The following is a 16,310-nucleotide window of genomic DNA, read 5'->3' as shown; positions in this document are numbered from 1 at the left end:
CAGCAGCATGGCCGCCCCGCCACAAAGGGCGGGACGGCCATCAACACTCCTGAGCGACGCACGCGCCGCGCGAGGTCACTCCCCGGAGAGCACCGCCTGCGCGGCGGCCCGCGCATCGTCAGCGGTGTCCGCGGCACGCGCCGCGGCCGCCGCCCGCTCACACTGCGCCAGCGTGTGCTTCGACAGCGTCGAGCGCACATACGGAAGCGACGCCGCACCCATCGAAAGGCTGGTGACACCGAGTCCCGTCAGCACACACGCCAACAGCGGATCGGAGGCCGCCTCACCACACACGCCACAGCTCTTGCCCTCGGCCTTCGCGGCCTCGGCGGACGCCGCCACGAGGTCCAGCAGCGCCGGCTGCCAGGGGTCCTGGAGCCGCGAGACGGCCCCGACCTGACGGTCCGCGGCGAAGGTGTACTGCGCCAGGTCATTGGTCCCCAGCGAAAGGAACTCGACCTCTTGCAGAATCGACCGCGCCCGCAGTGCCGCCGACGGAATCTCCACCATCGCCCCGAACTTCGCCTGAAGCCCGGCCTCCCGGCAGGCATCCGCGAACGCCTTGGCGTCGATGCGGTCCGCCACCATCGGCGCCATGACCTCGAGGTAGACCGGCAGCCCCTCGACCGCCTTCGCCAGCGCCGTCAGCTGGGTACGCAGCACGTCGGGGTGGTCCAGCAGCGTCCGCAGACCCCGCACACCCAGCGCGGGGTTCGGCTCATCGGCCGGCGTCAGGAAGTCCAGCGGCTTGTCGGCACCGGCGTCGAGCACCCGCACCACGACCCGCCCCTCGGGGAAGGCCTCCAGCACCTTGCGGTACGCATCGACCTGCTTCTCCTCGGACGGCGCGTTCTTGCTGTCGTCCAGGAAGAGGAACTCGGTACGGAACAGGCCGACACCCTCGGCCCCGGCCTCGACCGCCGCGGCCACATCTCCGGGCCCACCGACATTCGCCAGCAGCGGCACCTTGTGCCCGTCGGAGGTGGCACCCGGGCCGGACGACGCCGCCAGCGCCGCCTTCCGCTCCGCCGCGGCCTGCTCCAGTGCCGCCCGCTTCTCGGGGTCCGGCTCGACAAAGACCTCACCGGTGCTGCCGTCGACGGCGATGACCGTGCCCTCGACGAGCTCACCCGCACCGGGCAGCGCCACGATGGCCGGCACCCCCAGCGCCCGCGCGAGAATCGCGCTGTGGCTGGTCGGCCCGCCTTCCTCGGTCACGAACCCGAGCACCAGCGTCGGGTCGAGCAGCGCGGTGTCGGCCGGCGCCAGATCCCGCGCGATCAGCACATACGGCTCGTCGCTGTCCGGCACGCCCGGCATCGGCACACCCAGCAGCCGCGCGACGATCCGGTTCCGCACGTCATCGAGGTCGGCCACCCGGCCCGCGAGGTACTCACCGGCACCCGCCAGCAGCGCCCGGTAGGCGGCGAACGCGTCATACACACCGCGCTCGGCGGTGCTGCCCACGGCGATGCGCCGATCGACGTCCGCCATCAGCTCGGGGTCCTGCGCCATCATGGCCTGTGCCTCCAGCACGGCCTGCGCCTCACCGCCCGCAAGGTTTCCCCGCGCCATCAGATCAGCAGCGACAGCCTCCACGGCCTGACGGGCACGCCCCTGTTCGCGCTCCGCCTCGTCCGCCGGAATCTGCTTGGCCGGCGGCTCGAGAACCGCCGTACCCATATGCCGCACCTCGCCGATCGCCACACCGTGGCTGACGCCGACGCCTCGCAGCGTTGTCTCCATTGCACCCGTCTCCGGTTGATGCGACGACTGCGGCCGCCGCGATGGATGTCGTACCTGCCGTGGGGCCGAGCCCCCGACTACTGCCAGGAGAAGAGCTGGTCGCCGGCCTTGACGTCGCCGTCCTCACGCACCTCGCCGAGCGAGTCCGCAGTGGCCTCCAGCGCGACGACCGGGCACACCGGCGACTTCCCGGCCTGCTCCACAGCGGCCGGGTTCCAGCGCACGACCTCCTGGCCGCGGGTCACGGTGTCGCCCTTGTTCACGAGAAGCTCGAAGCCCTCGCCATTGAGCTGCACGGTGTCGATACCGAGATGGGTGAGCACCCCGTGCCCCTCGGAGTCGACGACGACGAACGCGTGCGGGTGCAGCGATACGAGGACACCGTCCACGGGCGAAACAGCGGCGGACGGCTCACGCACCGGATCGATGGCGGTACCGGGACCCACCATCGCTCCGGAGAACACCGGGTCGGGCACAGCCGCGAGTCCGATGGCGCGTCCAGCAAGAGGGGACGTCACGGTGGTCATGGGAAGCCTCCCAGGGGTGGAGATTCATCAGGCCGCCGTCACTACCTGTCCTGGACGGCGCACCGTTCAGAAGCGTAAGTCATAAGAACTGACGGTTCCGCATGAGAGACGCCGGTTGCCGTCCGCGAGTCCCGCTGAATCGATTTGCCTCGCCCCCACCAGAGCTGTACTGTCTGACATCTGCCCCGGACGGCCAGGACGCACTCAACTGCGTCCGGTTGAGGTGGGCGGCACTCCTAGCGCCTTGATCGCGACTCAAGAATTGCGCCTTCCGCATGCTTGCGGAAAAGCGGCTTTTCGAAAGTCGAAAGATGACGAGGAATTCCGCTAATGTAGTGATCACGCCGAAAGGCACGGCAACGCAAATTGCCGGACCACGGCGTAACCCCCTCCGACGGGGATTCGGAAACGAATTCGGACCGGCAACGGACCGAGAATCGGATCTGATAGAGTCGGAAAGGCCGGAAAGCGAAAGCTGAACGGCCGCCCCGCTCCAACAGGGCGCCAGAGACGGAAACGGATCTGGTAAGGTTGGAAACGCGAAGAAGCCGAAAGGCGGAAACGCACCGGCGAAAATCGGGCCCGCAAGGATCTGATAGAGTCGGAAACGCAAGACCGAAGGGAAGCGCCCGGAGAGCCCGGTACTGAGCAATCAGAACCGATAAGGCACAAAGGAAGCGTCCGTTCCTTGAGAACTCAACAGCGTGCCAAAAGTCAACGCCAGATATGTTGATACCCCGTCCACCGGAAACACTTCCGGAGGATGAGGTTCCTTTGAAAAGCCCACCACGGCCCATGCGGTCGGGGTGGCACACACAGCGAGGACGCTGTGAACGACCGGACCTATTCCGTCTGGTTGTTCCGCTCTCGTGTGTGTTTCACCGGATTACCGGTAAACATTCACGGAGAGTTTGATCCTGGCTCAGGACGAACGCTGGCGGCGTGCTTAACACATGCAAGTCGAACGATGAACCTCCTTCGGGAGGGGATTAGTGGCGAACGGGTGAGTAACACGTGGGCAATCTGCCCTTCACTCTGGGACAAGCCCTGGAAACGGGGTCTAATACCGGATACGACCACCGACCGCATGGTCTGGTGGTGGAAAGCTCCGGCGGTGAAGGATGAGCCCGCGGCCTATCAGCTTGTTGGTGGGGTGATGGCCTACCAAGGCGACGACGGGTAGCCGGCCTGAGAGGGCGACCGGCCACACTGGGACTGAGACACGGCCCAGACTCCTACGGGAGGCAGCAGTGGGGAATATTGCACAATGGGCGAAAGCCTGATGCAGCGACGCCGCGTGAGGGATGACGGCCTTCGGGTTGTAAACCTCTTTCAGCAGGGAAGAAGCGAGAGTGACGGTACCTGCAGAAGAAGCGCCGGCTAACTACGTGCCAGCAGCCGCGGTAATACGTAGGGCGCAAGCGTTGTCCGGAATTATTGGGCGTAAAGAGCTCGTAGGCGGCTTGTCACGTCGGATGTGAAAGCCCGGGGCTTAACCCCGGGTCTGCATTCGATACGGGCAGGCTAGAGTTCGGTAGGGGAGATCGGAATTCCTGGTGTAGCGGTGAAATGCGCAGATATCAGGAGGAACACCGGTGGCGAAGGCGGATCTCTGGGCCGATACTGACGCTGAGGAGCGAAAGCGTGGGGAGCGAACAGGATTAGATACCCTGGTAGTCCACGCCGTAAACGTTGGGAACTAGGTGTGGGCGACATTCCACGTCGTCCGTGCCGCAGCTAACGCATTAAGTTCCCCGCCTGGGGAGTACGGCCGCAAGGCTAAAACTCAAAGGAATTGACGGGGGCCCGCACAAGCAGCGGAGCATGTGGCTTAATTCGACGCAACGCGAAGAACCTTACCAAGGCTTGACATACACCGGAAACGTCTGGAGACAGGCGCCCCCTTGTGGTCGGTGTACAGGTGGTGCATGGCTGTCGTCAGCTCGTGTCGTGAGATGTTGGGTTAAGTCCCGCAACGAGCGCAACCCTTGTTCTGTGTTGCCAGCATGCCCTTCGGGGTGATGGGGACTCACAGGAGACTGCCGGGGTCAACTCGGAGGAAGGTGGGGACGACGTCAAGTCATCATGCCCCTTATGTCTTGGGCTGCACACGTGCTACAATGGCCGGTACAATGAGCTGCGATACCGCGAGGTGGAGCGAATCTCAAAAAGCCGGTCTCAGTTCGGATTGGGGTCTGCAACTCGACCCCATGAAGTCGGAGTTGCTAGTAATCGCAGATCAGCATTGCTGCGGTGAATACGTTCCCGGGCCTTGTACACACCGCCCGTCACGTCACGAAAGTCGGTAACACCCGAAGCCGGTGGCCCAACCCCTTGTGGGAGGGAATCGTCGAAGGTGGGACTGGCGATTGGGACGAAGTCGTAACAAGGTAGCCGTACCGGAAGGTGCGGCTGGATCACCTCCTTTCTAAGGAGCATCTAGATCTCGTAAGAGATCCAGAGCCACTACGTCGGCAAATGTTCGACGGTGGTTAGCTCATGGGTGGAACGTTGACTATTCGGCGCACTTGATTGGTTGTCACTAGTACTGCTTCGGCGTGGAACGTGAGGACGAGTGAAGTGGGCCGGGCACGTTGTTGGGTATCTGAGGGTACGGACCGTTGAGTCTGGACCTTCGCGATGCCGGCCCCAGTGAACTCAGCCTTCGGGTTGGGGTGGTGGGTGGCTGGTCGTTGCTTGAGAACTGCACAGTGGACGCGAGCATCTGTGGCCAAGTTTTTAAGGGCGCACGGTGGATGCCTTGGCACCAGGAACCGATGAAGGACGTGGGAGGCCACGATAGGCCCCGGGGAGCTGTCAACCGAGCTTTGATCCGGGGGTGTCCGAATGGGGAAACCCGGCAGTCGTCATGGGCTGTCACCCGCTGCTGAACACATAGGCAGTGTGGAGGGAACGCGGGGAAGTGAAACATCTCAGTACCCGCAGGAAGAGAAAACAACCGTGATTCCGGGAGTAGTGGCGAGCGAAACCGGATGAGGCCAAACCAGTCACGTGTGATACCCGGCAGGGGTTGCGTGGTTGGGGTTGTGGGATCTCTCTTTTACAGTCTGCCGGCTGTGAGACGAGTCAGAAACCGTTGATGTAGGCGAAGGACATGCGAAAGGTCCGGCGTAGAGGGTAAGACCCCCGTAGCTGAAACATTAGCGGCTCGTTTGAGAGACACCCAAGTAGCACGGGGCCCGAGAAATCCCGTGTGAATCTGGCGGGACCACCCGTTAAGCCTAAATATTCCCTGGTGACCGATAGCGGATAGTACCGTGAGGGAATGGTGAAAAGTACCGCGGGAGCGGAGTGAAATAGTACCTGAAACCGTGTGCCTACAAGCCGTGGGAGCGTCGCGTTGAGTCTTCGGACTCAACGTCGTGACTGCGTGCCTTTTGAAGAATGAGCCTGCGAGTTTGCGGTATGTTGCGAGGTTAACCCGTGTGGGGAAGCCGTAGCGAAAGCGAGTCCGAATAGGGCGTTGAGTAGCGTGCCCAAGACCCGAAGCGGAGTGATCTAGCCATGGGCAGGTTGAAGCGGAGGTAAGACTTCGTGGAGGACCGAACCCACCAGGGTTGAAAACCTGGGGGATGACCTGTGGTTAGGGGTGAAAGGCCAATCAAACTCCGTGATAGCTGGTTCTCCCCGAAATGCATTTAGGTGCAGCGTCGTGTGTTTCTTGCCGGAGGTAGAGCACTGGATAGGCGATGGGCCCTACCGGGTTACTGACCTTAGCCAAACTCCGAATGCCGGTAAGTGAGAGCGCGGCAGTGAGACTGTGGGGGATAAGCTCCATGGTCGAGAGGGAAACAGCCCAGAGCATCGACTAAGGCCCCTAAGCGTGTGCTAAGTGGGAAAGGATGTGGAGTCGCAGAGACAACCAGGAGGTTGGCTTAGAAGCAGCCATCCTTGAAAGAGTGCGTAATAGCTCACTGGTCAAGTGATTCCGCGCCGACAATGTAGCGGGGCTCAAGCACACCGCCGAAGTCATGTCATTGCAGCAATACTCCCAACGGAGGCTGTGATGGGTAGGGGAGCGTCGTGTGCCGGGTGAAGCAGCCGTGGAAACGAGTTGTGGACGGTTCACGAGTGAGAATGCAGGCATGAGTAGCGATACACACGTGGGAAACGTGTGCGCCGATTGACTAAGGGTTCCTGGGTCAAGCTGATCTGCCCAGGGTAAGTCGGGACCTAAGGCGAGGCCGACAGGCGTAGTCGATGGACAACCGGTTGATATTCCGGTACCCGCTTTGAAACGCCCAATATCGAATCCATTAATGCTAAGGCCGTGAAGCCGGCCTGGAGTCTTCGGACAAAGGGACGTGGTGGAGCCGCCGATCCAAGGTGGTAGTAGGTAAGCGATGGGGTGACGCAGGAAGGTAGTCCAGCCCGGGCGGTGGTTGTCCCGGGGTAAGGGTGTAGCCCGTCATCTAGGCAAATCCGGATGACGTTAAGGGTGAGACCTGATGCCGAGCCGATTGTGGTGAAGTGGATGATCCTATGCTGTCGAGAAAAGCCTCTAGCGAGTTTCATGGCGGCCCGTACCCTAAACCGACTCAGGTGGTCAGGTAGAGAATACCGAGGCGTTCGGGTGAACTATGGTTAAGGAACTCGGCAAAATGCCCCCGTAACTTCGGGAGAAGGGGGGCCATTGCTGGTGATGGAATTTACTTCCTGAGCTGGTGGTGGCCGCAGAGACCAGCGAGAAGCGACTGTTTACTAAAAACACAGGTCCGTGCGAAGCCGTAAGGCGATGTATACGGACTGACGCCTGCCCGGTGCTGGAACGTTAAGGGGACCGGTTAGTCACATTTCGGTGTGGCGAAGCTGAGAACTTAAGCGCCAGTAAACGGCGGTGGTAACTATAACCATCCTAAGGTAGCGAAATTCCTTGTCGGGTAAGTTCCGACCTGCACGAATGGCGTAACGACTTCTCGACTGTCTCAACCATAGGCCCGGTGAAATTGCATTACGAGTAAAGATGCTCGTTTCGCGCAGCAGGACGGAAAGACCCCGGGACCTTTACTATAGCTTGATATTGGTGTTCGGTTCGGCTTGTGTAGGATAGGTGGGAGACTTTGAAGCAGCCACGCCAGTGGTTGTGGAGTCATTGTTGAAATACCACTCTGGTCGTGCTGGATGTCTAACCTGGGTCCGTGATCCGGATCAGGGACAGTGTCTGGTGGGTAGTTTAACTGGGGCGGTTGCCTCCTAAAGAGTAACGGAGGCGCCCAAAGGTTCCCTCAGCCTGGTTGGCAATCAGGTGTTGAGTGTAAGTGCACAAGGGAGCTTGACTGTGAGACTGACGGGTCGAGCAGGTACGAAAGTAGGGACTAGTGATCCGGCGGTGGCTTGTGGAAGCGCCGTCGCTCAACGGATAAAAGGTACCCCGGGGATAACAGGCTGATCTTCCCCAAGAGTCCATATCGACGGGATGGTTTGGCACCTCGATGTCGGCTCGTCGCATCCTGGGGCTGGAGTCGGTCCCAAGGGTTGGGCTGTTCGCCCATTAAAGCGGTACGCGAGCTGGGTTTAGAACGTCGTGAGACAGTTCGGTCCCTATCCGCTGTGCGCGTAGGAGTATTGAGAAGGGCTGTCCCTAGTACGAGAGGACCGGGACGGACGAACCTCTGGTGTGCCAGTTGTCCTGCCAAGGGCATGGCTGGTTGGCTACGTTCGGAAAGGATAACCGCTGAAAGCATCTAAGCGGGAAGCCTGCTTCGAGATGAGTACTCCCACCCCCTTTGAGGGGTTAAGGCTCCCAGTAGACGACTGGGTTGATAGGCCAGATATGGAAGCCTGGTAACGGGTGGAGTTGACTGGTACTAATAGGCCGAGGGCTTGTCCTCAGTTGCTCGCGTCCACTGTGTAGGTTCTGAAGTAACGACCTGTGTTTATGCCGGGTTGGTTAACTTCATAGTGTTTCGGTGGTCATAGCGTTAGGGAAACGCCCGGTTACATTTCGAACCCGGAAGCTAAGCCTTTCAGCGCCGATGGTACTGCAGGGGGGACCCTGTGGGAGAGTAGGACGCCGCCGAACAATTTTTGTTAAAGCCCCTCGGGAACGAAAGTTCCCGGGGGGCTTTTTCGCGTTTCGGTGATCTTGGGACCCGCGGCACGGCGTCGCCGGCGGGGCAGGTAAGGTCAGGGGGCATCGTTGGTACATTTCCCCCAGGAGGCTTCCGCGTGGAGGTCCAGGAGACGCGGGTTCAGACGGATCGCGTCCTCACCATCCCGAATATCCTGAGCATGGCTCGCCTCCTCGGCGTGCCGTTGTTCCTGTGGCTGATCCTGTGGCCGGTATTCGGCGGCCCGAAGGCCGACGGCTGGGCGCTGCTGGTCCTCGCGCTGAGCGGTGTGAGTGACTATCTGGACGGCAAGCTCGCCCGGCGCTGGAACCAGATCAGCAGCCTGGGCCGGATCCTCGACCCGGCCGCCGACCGCCTCTACATCCTCTCCACCCTCGTCGGTCTGACCTGGCGCGAGATCCTGCCGGTCTGGCTGACCGCGGCGCTGCTGGCTCGGGAAGTGATGCTGCTGATCGCGGTCGGATTCCTCGGACGCCACGGTTACGGGCCGCCCCAGGTGAACTTCCTGGGCAAAGCGGCTACGTTCAACTTGATGTACGCCTTCCCGTTGCTCCTCCTGAGCAGCGGAAGCGGCTGGCTTCACACACTTGCTGCCGTCTTCGGATGGGCGTTCGCAGGATGGGGTACGGCGCTCTACTGGTGGGCAGGAGTCCTCTACGTGGTCCAGGTCCGTCGGCTCATCAAAGCGGACACCACGGCCGACTGAGCTTTCCGGACCGGCAGCTGGTGCCAAGGCCCGGCGCCCGTACGCGATAACAGGAACAGTGGGCGAGCTGGACAAGTGAAGTCGGCAAGACCGTCGTCTCTTAGAGGAGGACGCTTCCGACATGAAGGCCGTTGTGATGGCCGGCGGCGAAGGAACACGCCTTCGCCCCATGACGTCCAGCATGCCCAAGCCCCTGCTTCCGGTCGTCAACCGGCCGATCATGGAGCATGTGCTCAGGCTGCTGAAGCGGCATGGTCTCAGCGAGACCGTCGTGACCGTGCAATTCCTTGCTTCCCTCGTCAAGAACTATTTCGGCGACGGAGAAGAGCTCGGAATGGAGCTCACCTACGCCAACGAGGAAAAGCCGCTGGGCACCGCGGGCAGCGTGAAGAACGCCGAGGAAGCCCTCAAGGATGATGCCTTCCTCGTCATCTCCGGTGATGCCCTCACTGACTTCGACCTCACGGATCTGATCCGGTTCCACAAGGAAAAGGGCGCCCTGGTCACCGTCTGCCTCACGCGGGTCCCCAATCCGCTTGAGTTCGGCATCACCATCGTCGACGAGGCCGGCAAGGTCGAGCGCTTCCTGGAAAAGCCCACCTGGGGTCAGGTCTTCTCGGACACCGTCAACACCGGCATCTACGTCATGGAGCCGGAGGTCTTCGACTACTTCGAGCCCGACGTGTCCGTCGACTGGTCCGGCGATGTCTTCCCGCAGCTCATGAAGGAAGGCAAGCCGATCTACGGCTATATCGCCGAGGGCTACTGGGAAGACGTCGGTACGCACGAGAGCTATGTGAAGGCCCAGGCCGATGTGCTCGAAGGCAAGGTCGATGTGGAAATCGACGGCTTCGAGATCTCGCCGGGCGTATGGGTCGCCGAGGGCGCCGAGGTGCACTCCGACGCGGTGCTGCGCGGCCCGCTGTACATCGGCGACTACGCCAAGATCGAAGCCGGGGTGGAGCTGCGGGAGCACACTGTCGTCGGCTCCAATGTCGTCGTCAAGAGCGGTGCGTTCCTGCACCGGGCCGTGGTGCACGACAACGTCTACATCGGCCAGCAGAGCAATCTGCGCGGCTGTGTGATCGGCAAGAACACCGACATCATGCGGGCCTCCCGGATCGAGGACGGCGCCGTCATCGGTGATGAATGTCTGATCGGTGAAGAGTCGATCGTCCAGGGGAATGTGCGGGTCTATCCGTTCAAGACCATCGAGGCCGGCGCGTTCGTCAATACGTCGGTGATCTGGGAGTCCCGCGGCCAGGCGCATCTGTTCGGTGCCCGCGGGGTGTCCGGGATCCTCAACGTCGAGATCACCCCGGAACTCGCGGTGCGGCTCGCGGGCGCGTACGCCACCACCCTCAAGAAGGGCTCCACGGTTACTACGGCGCGCGACCACTCGCGTGGTGCCCGAGCGCTCAAACGCGCCGTGATCTCCGCGCTTCAGGCCAGCGCCATCGACGTACGGGACCTGGAGAACGTCCCGCTGCCGGTCGCCCGGCAGCAGACCGCGCGGGGCAGCGCCGGCGGGATCATGATCCGTACGACGCCCGGGGTGCCGGACTCCGTGGACATCATGTTCTTCGACGAGCGGGGCGCCGACCTCTCGCAGGCCAAGCAGCGCAAGCTCGACCGGGTCTTCGCCCGCCAGGAGTACCGTCGCGCGTTCCCCGGCGAGATCGGTGATCTGATCTTCCCGGCCAGCGTCTTCGACTCCTATACAGGGTCGCTGCTGCGGGCCGTGGACACCACGGGCATCGGCGAGTCCGGGCTGAAGGTCGTCGTGGACGCCTCCAACGGCAGCGCGGGCCTGGTCCTGCCCAGCCTGCTGGGAAGGCTCGGCGTCGACTCCCTGACCATCAACCCCGGGCTCCATGAATCCCGGCCGACCGAGACCGCCGACGCCCGGCGTGCCGGGCTCGTCCGGCTCGGCGAGATCGTGGCCTCGGCGCGGGCAGCCTTCGGCGTGCGCTTCGACCCCGTGGGCGAGCGGCTCTCCCTCGTGGACGAGCGCGGCCGGATCATCGAGGACGACCGTGCGCTGCTGGTCATGCTGGATCTCGTCGCCGCCGAGCGGCGTTCCGGCCGGGTGGCGCTGCCGGTGACCACCACCCGGATCGCCGAGCAGGTGGCGGCGTATCACGGGACGCAGGTGGAGTGGACGACCACCTCGCCCGACGACATGACCCGGGTGGGCCGCGCCGACGGCACGGTCTTCGGCGGGGACGGCATGGCCGGCTTCATCATTCCGGAGTTCAGCAGCGTCTTCGACGGCGCGGCCGCGTTCGTCCGGCTGATCGGCCTGGTCGCCCGTACCCAGCTCACGCTCAGCCAGATCGACGCACGGATCCCGCGGGCGCATGTCCAGCGCCGTGACCTGGCCACCCCATGGGCGGTCAAGGGCCTGGTCATGCGGCATGTCGTCGAGGCCGCCGGCGACCGGGACGTGGACACCACCGACGGTGTACGGATCGTGGAGGCCGATGGCCGCTGGGTCCTGGTGCTGCCTGATCCTGCTGAGGCGGTCACGCACCTGTGGGCGGAAGGGCCGGATGACGCCTCCGCTCAGCAGCTGCTGGACGAGTGGTCCGCCGTGGTGGACAGCGCAGGACGCTGACCGGGGGTCCCACCGGCGGGCCGTGAACGGGCACGCCGGTGGGGCCATTGGGAGACCGCGCGGCCGACGTGCGACGATGTGCGGCATGTCGCAGCAGCGCCCCGATCGGAGCAACCCGAACACGCCGGCCGCGCGCCCCGATGCGTCCATGTCGCTGCTGACCAACGTGATGGATCACAGTCTCGACGACGGATACGCCGAGGCCGCCGCGCGGAAGTCCGAGACCGGGGTACGGGGACTGCCGCGGACCTTGCGGGCGAAGCTGGGCCTGGCGGCCGGTTTGGTGCTGGCCGCGCTCGTGGTGACCGTAGGGGCGGCGCAGGCGCGGATATCAGCTCCGACGCTCGCCAAGGAGCGCGAGGAACTGATCAACCGCATCCAGAAGGGCACCGGCGAGGCGGACCGGCAGCAGAAGCGGGTCGACGCGCTCCGGGACGACGTCAGCAGAATGCAGCGCGAGGCGCTGAAGAAACACGGCGGCGACAAGGCCGAGCTGCTGGCCCTGCTGTCCGGCTCGACGCAGGTCACCGGACCCGGCGTGAAGCTCGTCGTGGACGATGCGAAGGGCGCGGCGTCCAGCGGCGGCGGTCCGCGTGAGAGCAGTGGTTTTTCGGACACCGGGCGGGTACGCGACAGAGATATGCAACGCGTGGTCAACGGCCTGTGGGCGACGGGTGCGGAGGCCATCTCCGTCAATGGACAGCGGCTTACCTCACTCTCGGCGATCAGAGCCGCAGGAGACGCCATACTGGTCGACAACAAGCCACTGGCGCCGCCTTACACGGTGCTGGCGGTGGGGGACGGGCAGCGGCTGAGCACCGCGTTCCAGGACAGCGCCGATGGCCAGTACCTGCACGTGCTTCAGGAGAACTACGGCGTGCGCACCAGGATTTCCGCTGAGAACGAGGTCACGCTGCCGCCCGCGCCCAGCTTGATCGTACGTACCGCAAAGCCGCAGGCCGGTGCCGCCAAGGCGGACGGCGCCGACACAGGGAAGGGCACATCGTGATCGCCGTATTGGGCCTCATCGTGGGAGTCGTGGTCGGGCTTGTCGTCCGACCCGTGGTGCCGACGGTGGTCGAGCCCTACTTGCCGATCGCTGTCGTCGCCGCGCTGGATGCCGTGTTCGGCGGTCTGCGCGCCATGCTGGACGGCATCTTCGACGACAAGGTCTTCGTGGTCTCCTTCTTGTCGAACGTCGTCGTCGCCGCGCTGATCGTCTTCCTCGGCGACAAGTTGGGCGTCGGTGCCCAACTTTCCACCGGCGTCGTCGTGGTACTGGGTATCCGGATCTTCTCCAACGCGGCCGCGATCCGCCGGCACGTCTTCAGGGCGTGAGGCGGATGACCGAGGACGAGACGCCGGAGCCGGAGAAGAGCCCGGAGCAGGCAAAGAAGCCGGAACCGGAGAAGAAGCCGGAGCCCGCGGTGAAGGCGGAGCGGCCGGAGCCGGATGAGGACCGCGGGCCGGCCGGCCGTCGGCCGATGCCGCCCGAGAGCCGGAAGACTCCCGAGCCGGCGGAGTCCGGTGACGGAGCCGAAGCTCAAGAATCGGACAGTGCTGGACAGAAGCAGGGCAAAGGGGCAGACTCCTCGACTCCGGACGTCGTCGCCGAGGATGACGGGAGCGCGGAACGCCCGAAGACCGGTCGGGAGCGGCTGGTCGCGAGCCTGTGGCCGCCGCGGCTGACCCGGGCTCAACTGATCGTTGCGCTGCTCCTGTTCATCCTCGGCCTCGGCCTGGCGATTCAGGTACGTTCCACAAGTGACAGCAGTGCGCTGCGAGGTGCGCGCCAGGAGGACTTGGTGCGCATTCTGGATGAACTGGACAACCGCTCCCAGCGGTTGACCGACGAACAACGGCGCCTGGAAGGGCAGAAGACCGAGCTGGCGAACAGCTCGGACCAGGCCGAGGAGGCCCGTAAGCAGACCGTGGAGAAGGAACAGCAGCTGGGTGTGCTGGCCGGGACCGTCGCGGCGCAAGGGCCCGGCATCAACCTGACCATCGACGACCCGACGCACTCCGTCGAGGCGGACAAGCTGCTGGACACCATCCAGGAGCTGCGGGCGGCCGGCGCGGAGGCCATCCAGGTCAACGATGTCCGGGTCGTGGCGGACAGCTATCTCTCGGACGTCCGGGGCGGCGTGCAGATCGATGGCAAGCGCGTCATGCAGCCGTTCCGCTTCAAGGTCATCGGCAAGCCGGAGGACTTGGAGCCGGCGCTGAACATCCCCGGCGGTGTGGTCCAGACGCTGGAAAAGGAGCAGGCCAAGGTGTCTGTGACCCGTGAGAGGAAGATCATTGTGAACGCCTTGCGAGAGGCGAAGCGGCCTGACTACGCTCGGTTGTCATCTCAGTGAGGCGTGCACGTATGTCGAGTGCCCGGGAAGGGCATGAGGTAGCGGGGGGTCGACGCACCGTGCGTGTGGTGTGTGGTGGAAACTGTTTGAAGGCCACGGACGTTCACAGGATGTCCGGATGGGCCGGTGTGTGCATCGAGGGTTCGTCCTGCCCCACGGGCGGGTCTATTTCGTTCAAGGGGAATCGCCCGTGAAGTTGTTTGGAAAGCTGTTCGGCAAGAGCGCACGCCAGGAGGACGGCAGCGGCTCCGCGCGGCATGCCGCCCCGCGCCAGCCCGACGAGAGTGGTGCGGCCGAGGGCCGTCCGCTCTTCCGTGATGAGGTCAGCGGTCCGTCCGGGGGGTACGGCGCGGGTTCTGTTGACCCCTCCGGTGCCGGCCGCATAGGTTCCCAGGAACCATCAGCCGCACACACGGGTGGAGGGTCCGCCTTGCCGGTTTGTACGAGGTGTGGGAACCAGAACGCCGAGGCGAGCCGGTTCTGCTCCAACTGTGGTGCGCCGCTGCGTGCGGGGGTCCAGCCCGAGCGGGCGTCGGAGACGACGTCGACCATCTCCATTTCGGGGCTGGAGGCCTACGACTCGGAGACCACGGGCCAGAATCTGGCGCCGTCGCTGTCCCCTGAGGCCCAGGCGGCCGTGGACGCTCTCCCGTTGGGGTCGGCGCTGCTGGTCGTCCGCCGGGGGCCGAATGCGGGCAGCCGCTTTCTCCTGGACAGCGAGCTGACCACGGCGGGCCGGCATCCGCAGGGCGACATCTTCCTCGACGATGTGACGGTCTCGCGCCGTCATGTGGAATTCCGTCGCGGCCCGGACGGTCTCTTCACGGTCGCCGACGTCGGCAGCCTGAACGGCACCTACGTCAACCGTGAGCGGATCGACTCCGTTTCCCTCGCCACCGGCGACGAGGTCCAGATCGGCAAGTTCCGCCTGGTCTTCTACGCGAGCCAGCGAGGCGCCGGTATCTGACCGGCCGGGGAAGGCATATGCGCGATACACCGAAAGGCGGCGCCGGCTCTGCCGGTGCCGCCTCCTCGGACGGCAAGCCAGTGAGCATCGGTACGGTGCTCACCCTGCTGCGCGGGGAGTTTCCCGAGGTCACCATCTCCAAGATTCGCTTCCTGGAGGCCGAGGGGCTGGTCGAGCCGAAGCGCACGCCTTCCGGATACCGCAAATTCACGCAGGCGGACGTCGAGCGGCTGGCCGCCGTCCTGCGGATGCAGCGGGACCACTATCTGCCGCTGAAGGTCATCCGGGAGCATCTGGACGCCCTGGAGCGCGGTGAGCAGGTACCGCTGCCGGCCCCGGCCGCACCCTCCCGGGATCTGGTCGAGGGCGTGCACGAGCCAGGTGCGGAGCGCCCCACGGCTGCCCGGATCGGCCGGGCCGAGCTGCTGGCCGCCGCGGAGGTGGACGAGGCGGCGCTCGCCGACTGGGAGTCGTACGGACTCATCGTCCCCCATGACGACGGCGGATACGACATCGAGGCCGTCACGGTGGCCAAACTTGTCGCGGACCTGGGCCGTTTCGGTCTGGAGCCGCGGCATCTGCGTGCGGTGAAGGCGGCGGCAGAGCGCGAGGCGGGCCTGGTCGAGCAGGTCGTTGCACCCCTTCGGCGGCACCGTAACCCGCAGACCAGGGCGCACGCCGAAGCGACCGCCAGGGAGCTGGCAACGCTGTCCGTACGGCTGCATGCGGCCTTGGTGCAGAGCGCTCTGCGGGTCCGGCTGTAGCGAGCAAACGAGTGCCCGACTACCCAAACCGGCCGGGCACGTCCTAGGGTTGCTGTGTGAACGAGCTCGACGTCGTGGGTGTCCGGGTGGAAATGCCTTCCAGCCAACCGATCGTGCTCCTGCGGGAGGTGGGAGGCGACCGATACTTGCCCATTTGGATCGGGCCAGGGGAGGCCACCGCCATTGCCTTCGCCCAGCAGGGCATGGTCCCTGCCAGGCCGCTGACGCATGACCTCTTCAAGGACGTGCTCGAAGCGGTGGGCCAGGAGCTGACGCAGGTCCGCATCACGGATCTGCGCGAGGGGGTTTTCTATGCCGAACTTGTCTTCGCGAGCGGGGTCGAGGTCAGTGCGCGTCCGTCGGACGCGATAGCGCTGGCCCTGCGCACCGGAACGCCGATCTTCGGTACCGACGGTGTGCTGGACGACGCGGGAATCGCCATCCCGGACGAGCAGGAGGACGAGGTGGAGAAGTTCCGCGAGTTCCTCGACCAGATCTCGCCCGAGGACTTCGGGACCAACAGCCAGTGAT

General features: G+C 64.2%; 10 protein-coding genes and 3 rRNA genes. 11 read left to right on the top strand and 2 right to left on the bottom strand.

Annotated features, from left to right (window positions below; all coding sequences use genetic code 11):
- Positions 1–75: 75 nt before the first annotated feature.
- Entirely contained in the window at positions 76–1,746 is a 1,671-nt protein-coding gene (gene ptsP, locus QT196_RS05685) for a phosphoenolpyruvate--protein phosphotransferase (protein WP_168477908.1), read from the bottom strand.
- Between the two features lie 77 nt (positions 1,747–1,823).
- The gene (locus QT196_RS05680; protein ID WP_018090628.1) at positions 1,824–2,273 is read right to left on the bottom strand and encodes a PTS glucose transporter subunit IIA; all 450 of its coding nucleotides are present in this window, start codon (positions 2,271–2,273) and stop codon (positions 1,824–1,826) included.
- 899 nt (positions 2,274–3,172) lie between these two features.
- Between QT196_RS05680 and QT196_RS05675 the strand changes: the two genes are divergently transcribed.
- The 11 genes from QT196_RS05675 to QT196_RS05625 all read left to right on the top strand — a co-directional run bounded on the left by QT196_RS05675 (position 3,173) and on the right by QT196_RS05625 (position 16,309).
- Positions 3,173–4,701, top strand: a 16S ribosomal RNA gene (locus QT196_RS05675).
- A gap of 301 nt (positions 4,702–5,002) precedes the next feature.
- Positions 5,003–8,125, top strand: a 23S ribosomal RNA gene (locus tag QT196_RS05670).
- Positions 8,126–8,199: 74 nt separating this feature from the next.
- Positions 8,200–8,316: ribosomal RNA gene (rrf, locus tag QT196_RS05665) — 5S ribosomal RNA — on the top strand.
- The 16S, 23S and 5S rRNA genes sit together here, the layout of an rRNA operon.
- A 146-nt stretch (positions 8,317–8,462) precedes the next feature.
- Positions 8,463–9,071, top strand: coding sequence for a CDP-alcohol phosphatidyltransferase family protein (locus QT196_RS05660; RefSeq protein ID WP_168477906.1), 609 nt, complete (start codon positions 8,463–8,465; stop codon positions 9,069–9,071).
- A 121-nt stretch (positions 9,072–9,192) separates the two neighbouring features.
- Positions 9,193–11,688, top strand: a complete 2,496-nt coding sequence (locus tag QT196_RS05655) for a mannose-1-phosphate guanyltransferase (protein WP_168477905.1) — start codon at positions 9,193–9,195, stop codon at positions 11,686–11,688.
- Between the two features lie 76 nt (positions 11,689–11,764).
- Positions 11,765–12,697 carry a DUF881 domain-containing protein gene (locus QT196_RS05650; protein ID WP_211117295.1) on the top strand — a complete coding sequence of 311 codons (933 nt, stop codon included), beginning with the start codon at positions 11,765–11,767 and terminating at the stop codon, positions 12,695–12,697.
- Complete coding sequence (locus tag QT196_RS05645; protein ID WP_003984969.1) at positions 12,694–13,026, top strand: small basic family protein; 333 nt, start codon at positions 12,694–12,696, stop codon at positions 13,024–13,026. Before QT196_RS05650 ends, QT196_RS05645 begins: the two co-directional genes overlap by 4 nt.
- A gap of 5 nt (positions 13,027–13,031) precedes the next feature.
- Positions 13,032–14,048: a DUF881 domain-containing protein gene (locus QT196_RS05640; protein ID WP_168477903.1), complete on the top strand. Its 1,017-nt coding sequence runs from the start codon at positions 13,032–13,034 to the stop codon at positions 14,046–14,048.
- A gap of 118 nt (positions 14,049–14,166) precedes the next feature.
- Entirely contained in the window at positions 14,167–15,015 is an 849-nt protein-coding gene (locus QT196_RS05635; RefSeq protein ID WP_168477902.1) for an FHA domain-containing protein, read from the top strand.
- A 17-nt stretch (positions 15,016–15,032) separates the two neighbouring features.
- Positions 15,033–15,779, top strand: coding sequence for a MerR family transcriptional regulator (locus QT196_RS05630; RefSeq protein WP_168477901.1), 747 nt, complete (start codon positions 15,033–15,035; stop codon positions 15,777–15,779).
- 56 nt (positions 15,780–15,835) lie between these two features.
- Positions 15,836–16,309 (top strand): bifunctional nuclease family protein, encoded by a 474-nt coding sequence (locus QT196_RS05625; RefSeq protein ID WP_006606439.1) that lies wholly within the window; start codon positions 15,836–15,838, stop codon positions 16,307–16,309.
- Position 16,310: the final 1 nt, after the last annotated feature.

Origin of the sequence: Streptomyces sp. P9-2B-2 (genome assembly GCF_030406865.1) — a bacterium.
Classification (GTDB): Bacteria; Actinomycetota; Actinomycetes; order Streptomycetales; family Streptomycetaceae; genus Streptomyces; species Streptomyces platensis.
The sequence above is the reverse complement of the archived record's forward strand: the minus strand, read 5'-3'. Positions and strand labels throughout refer to the sequence as shown.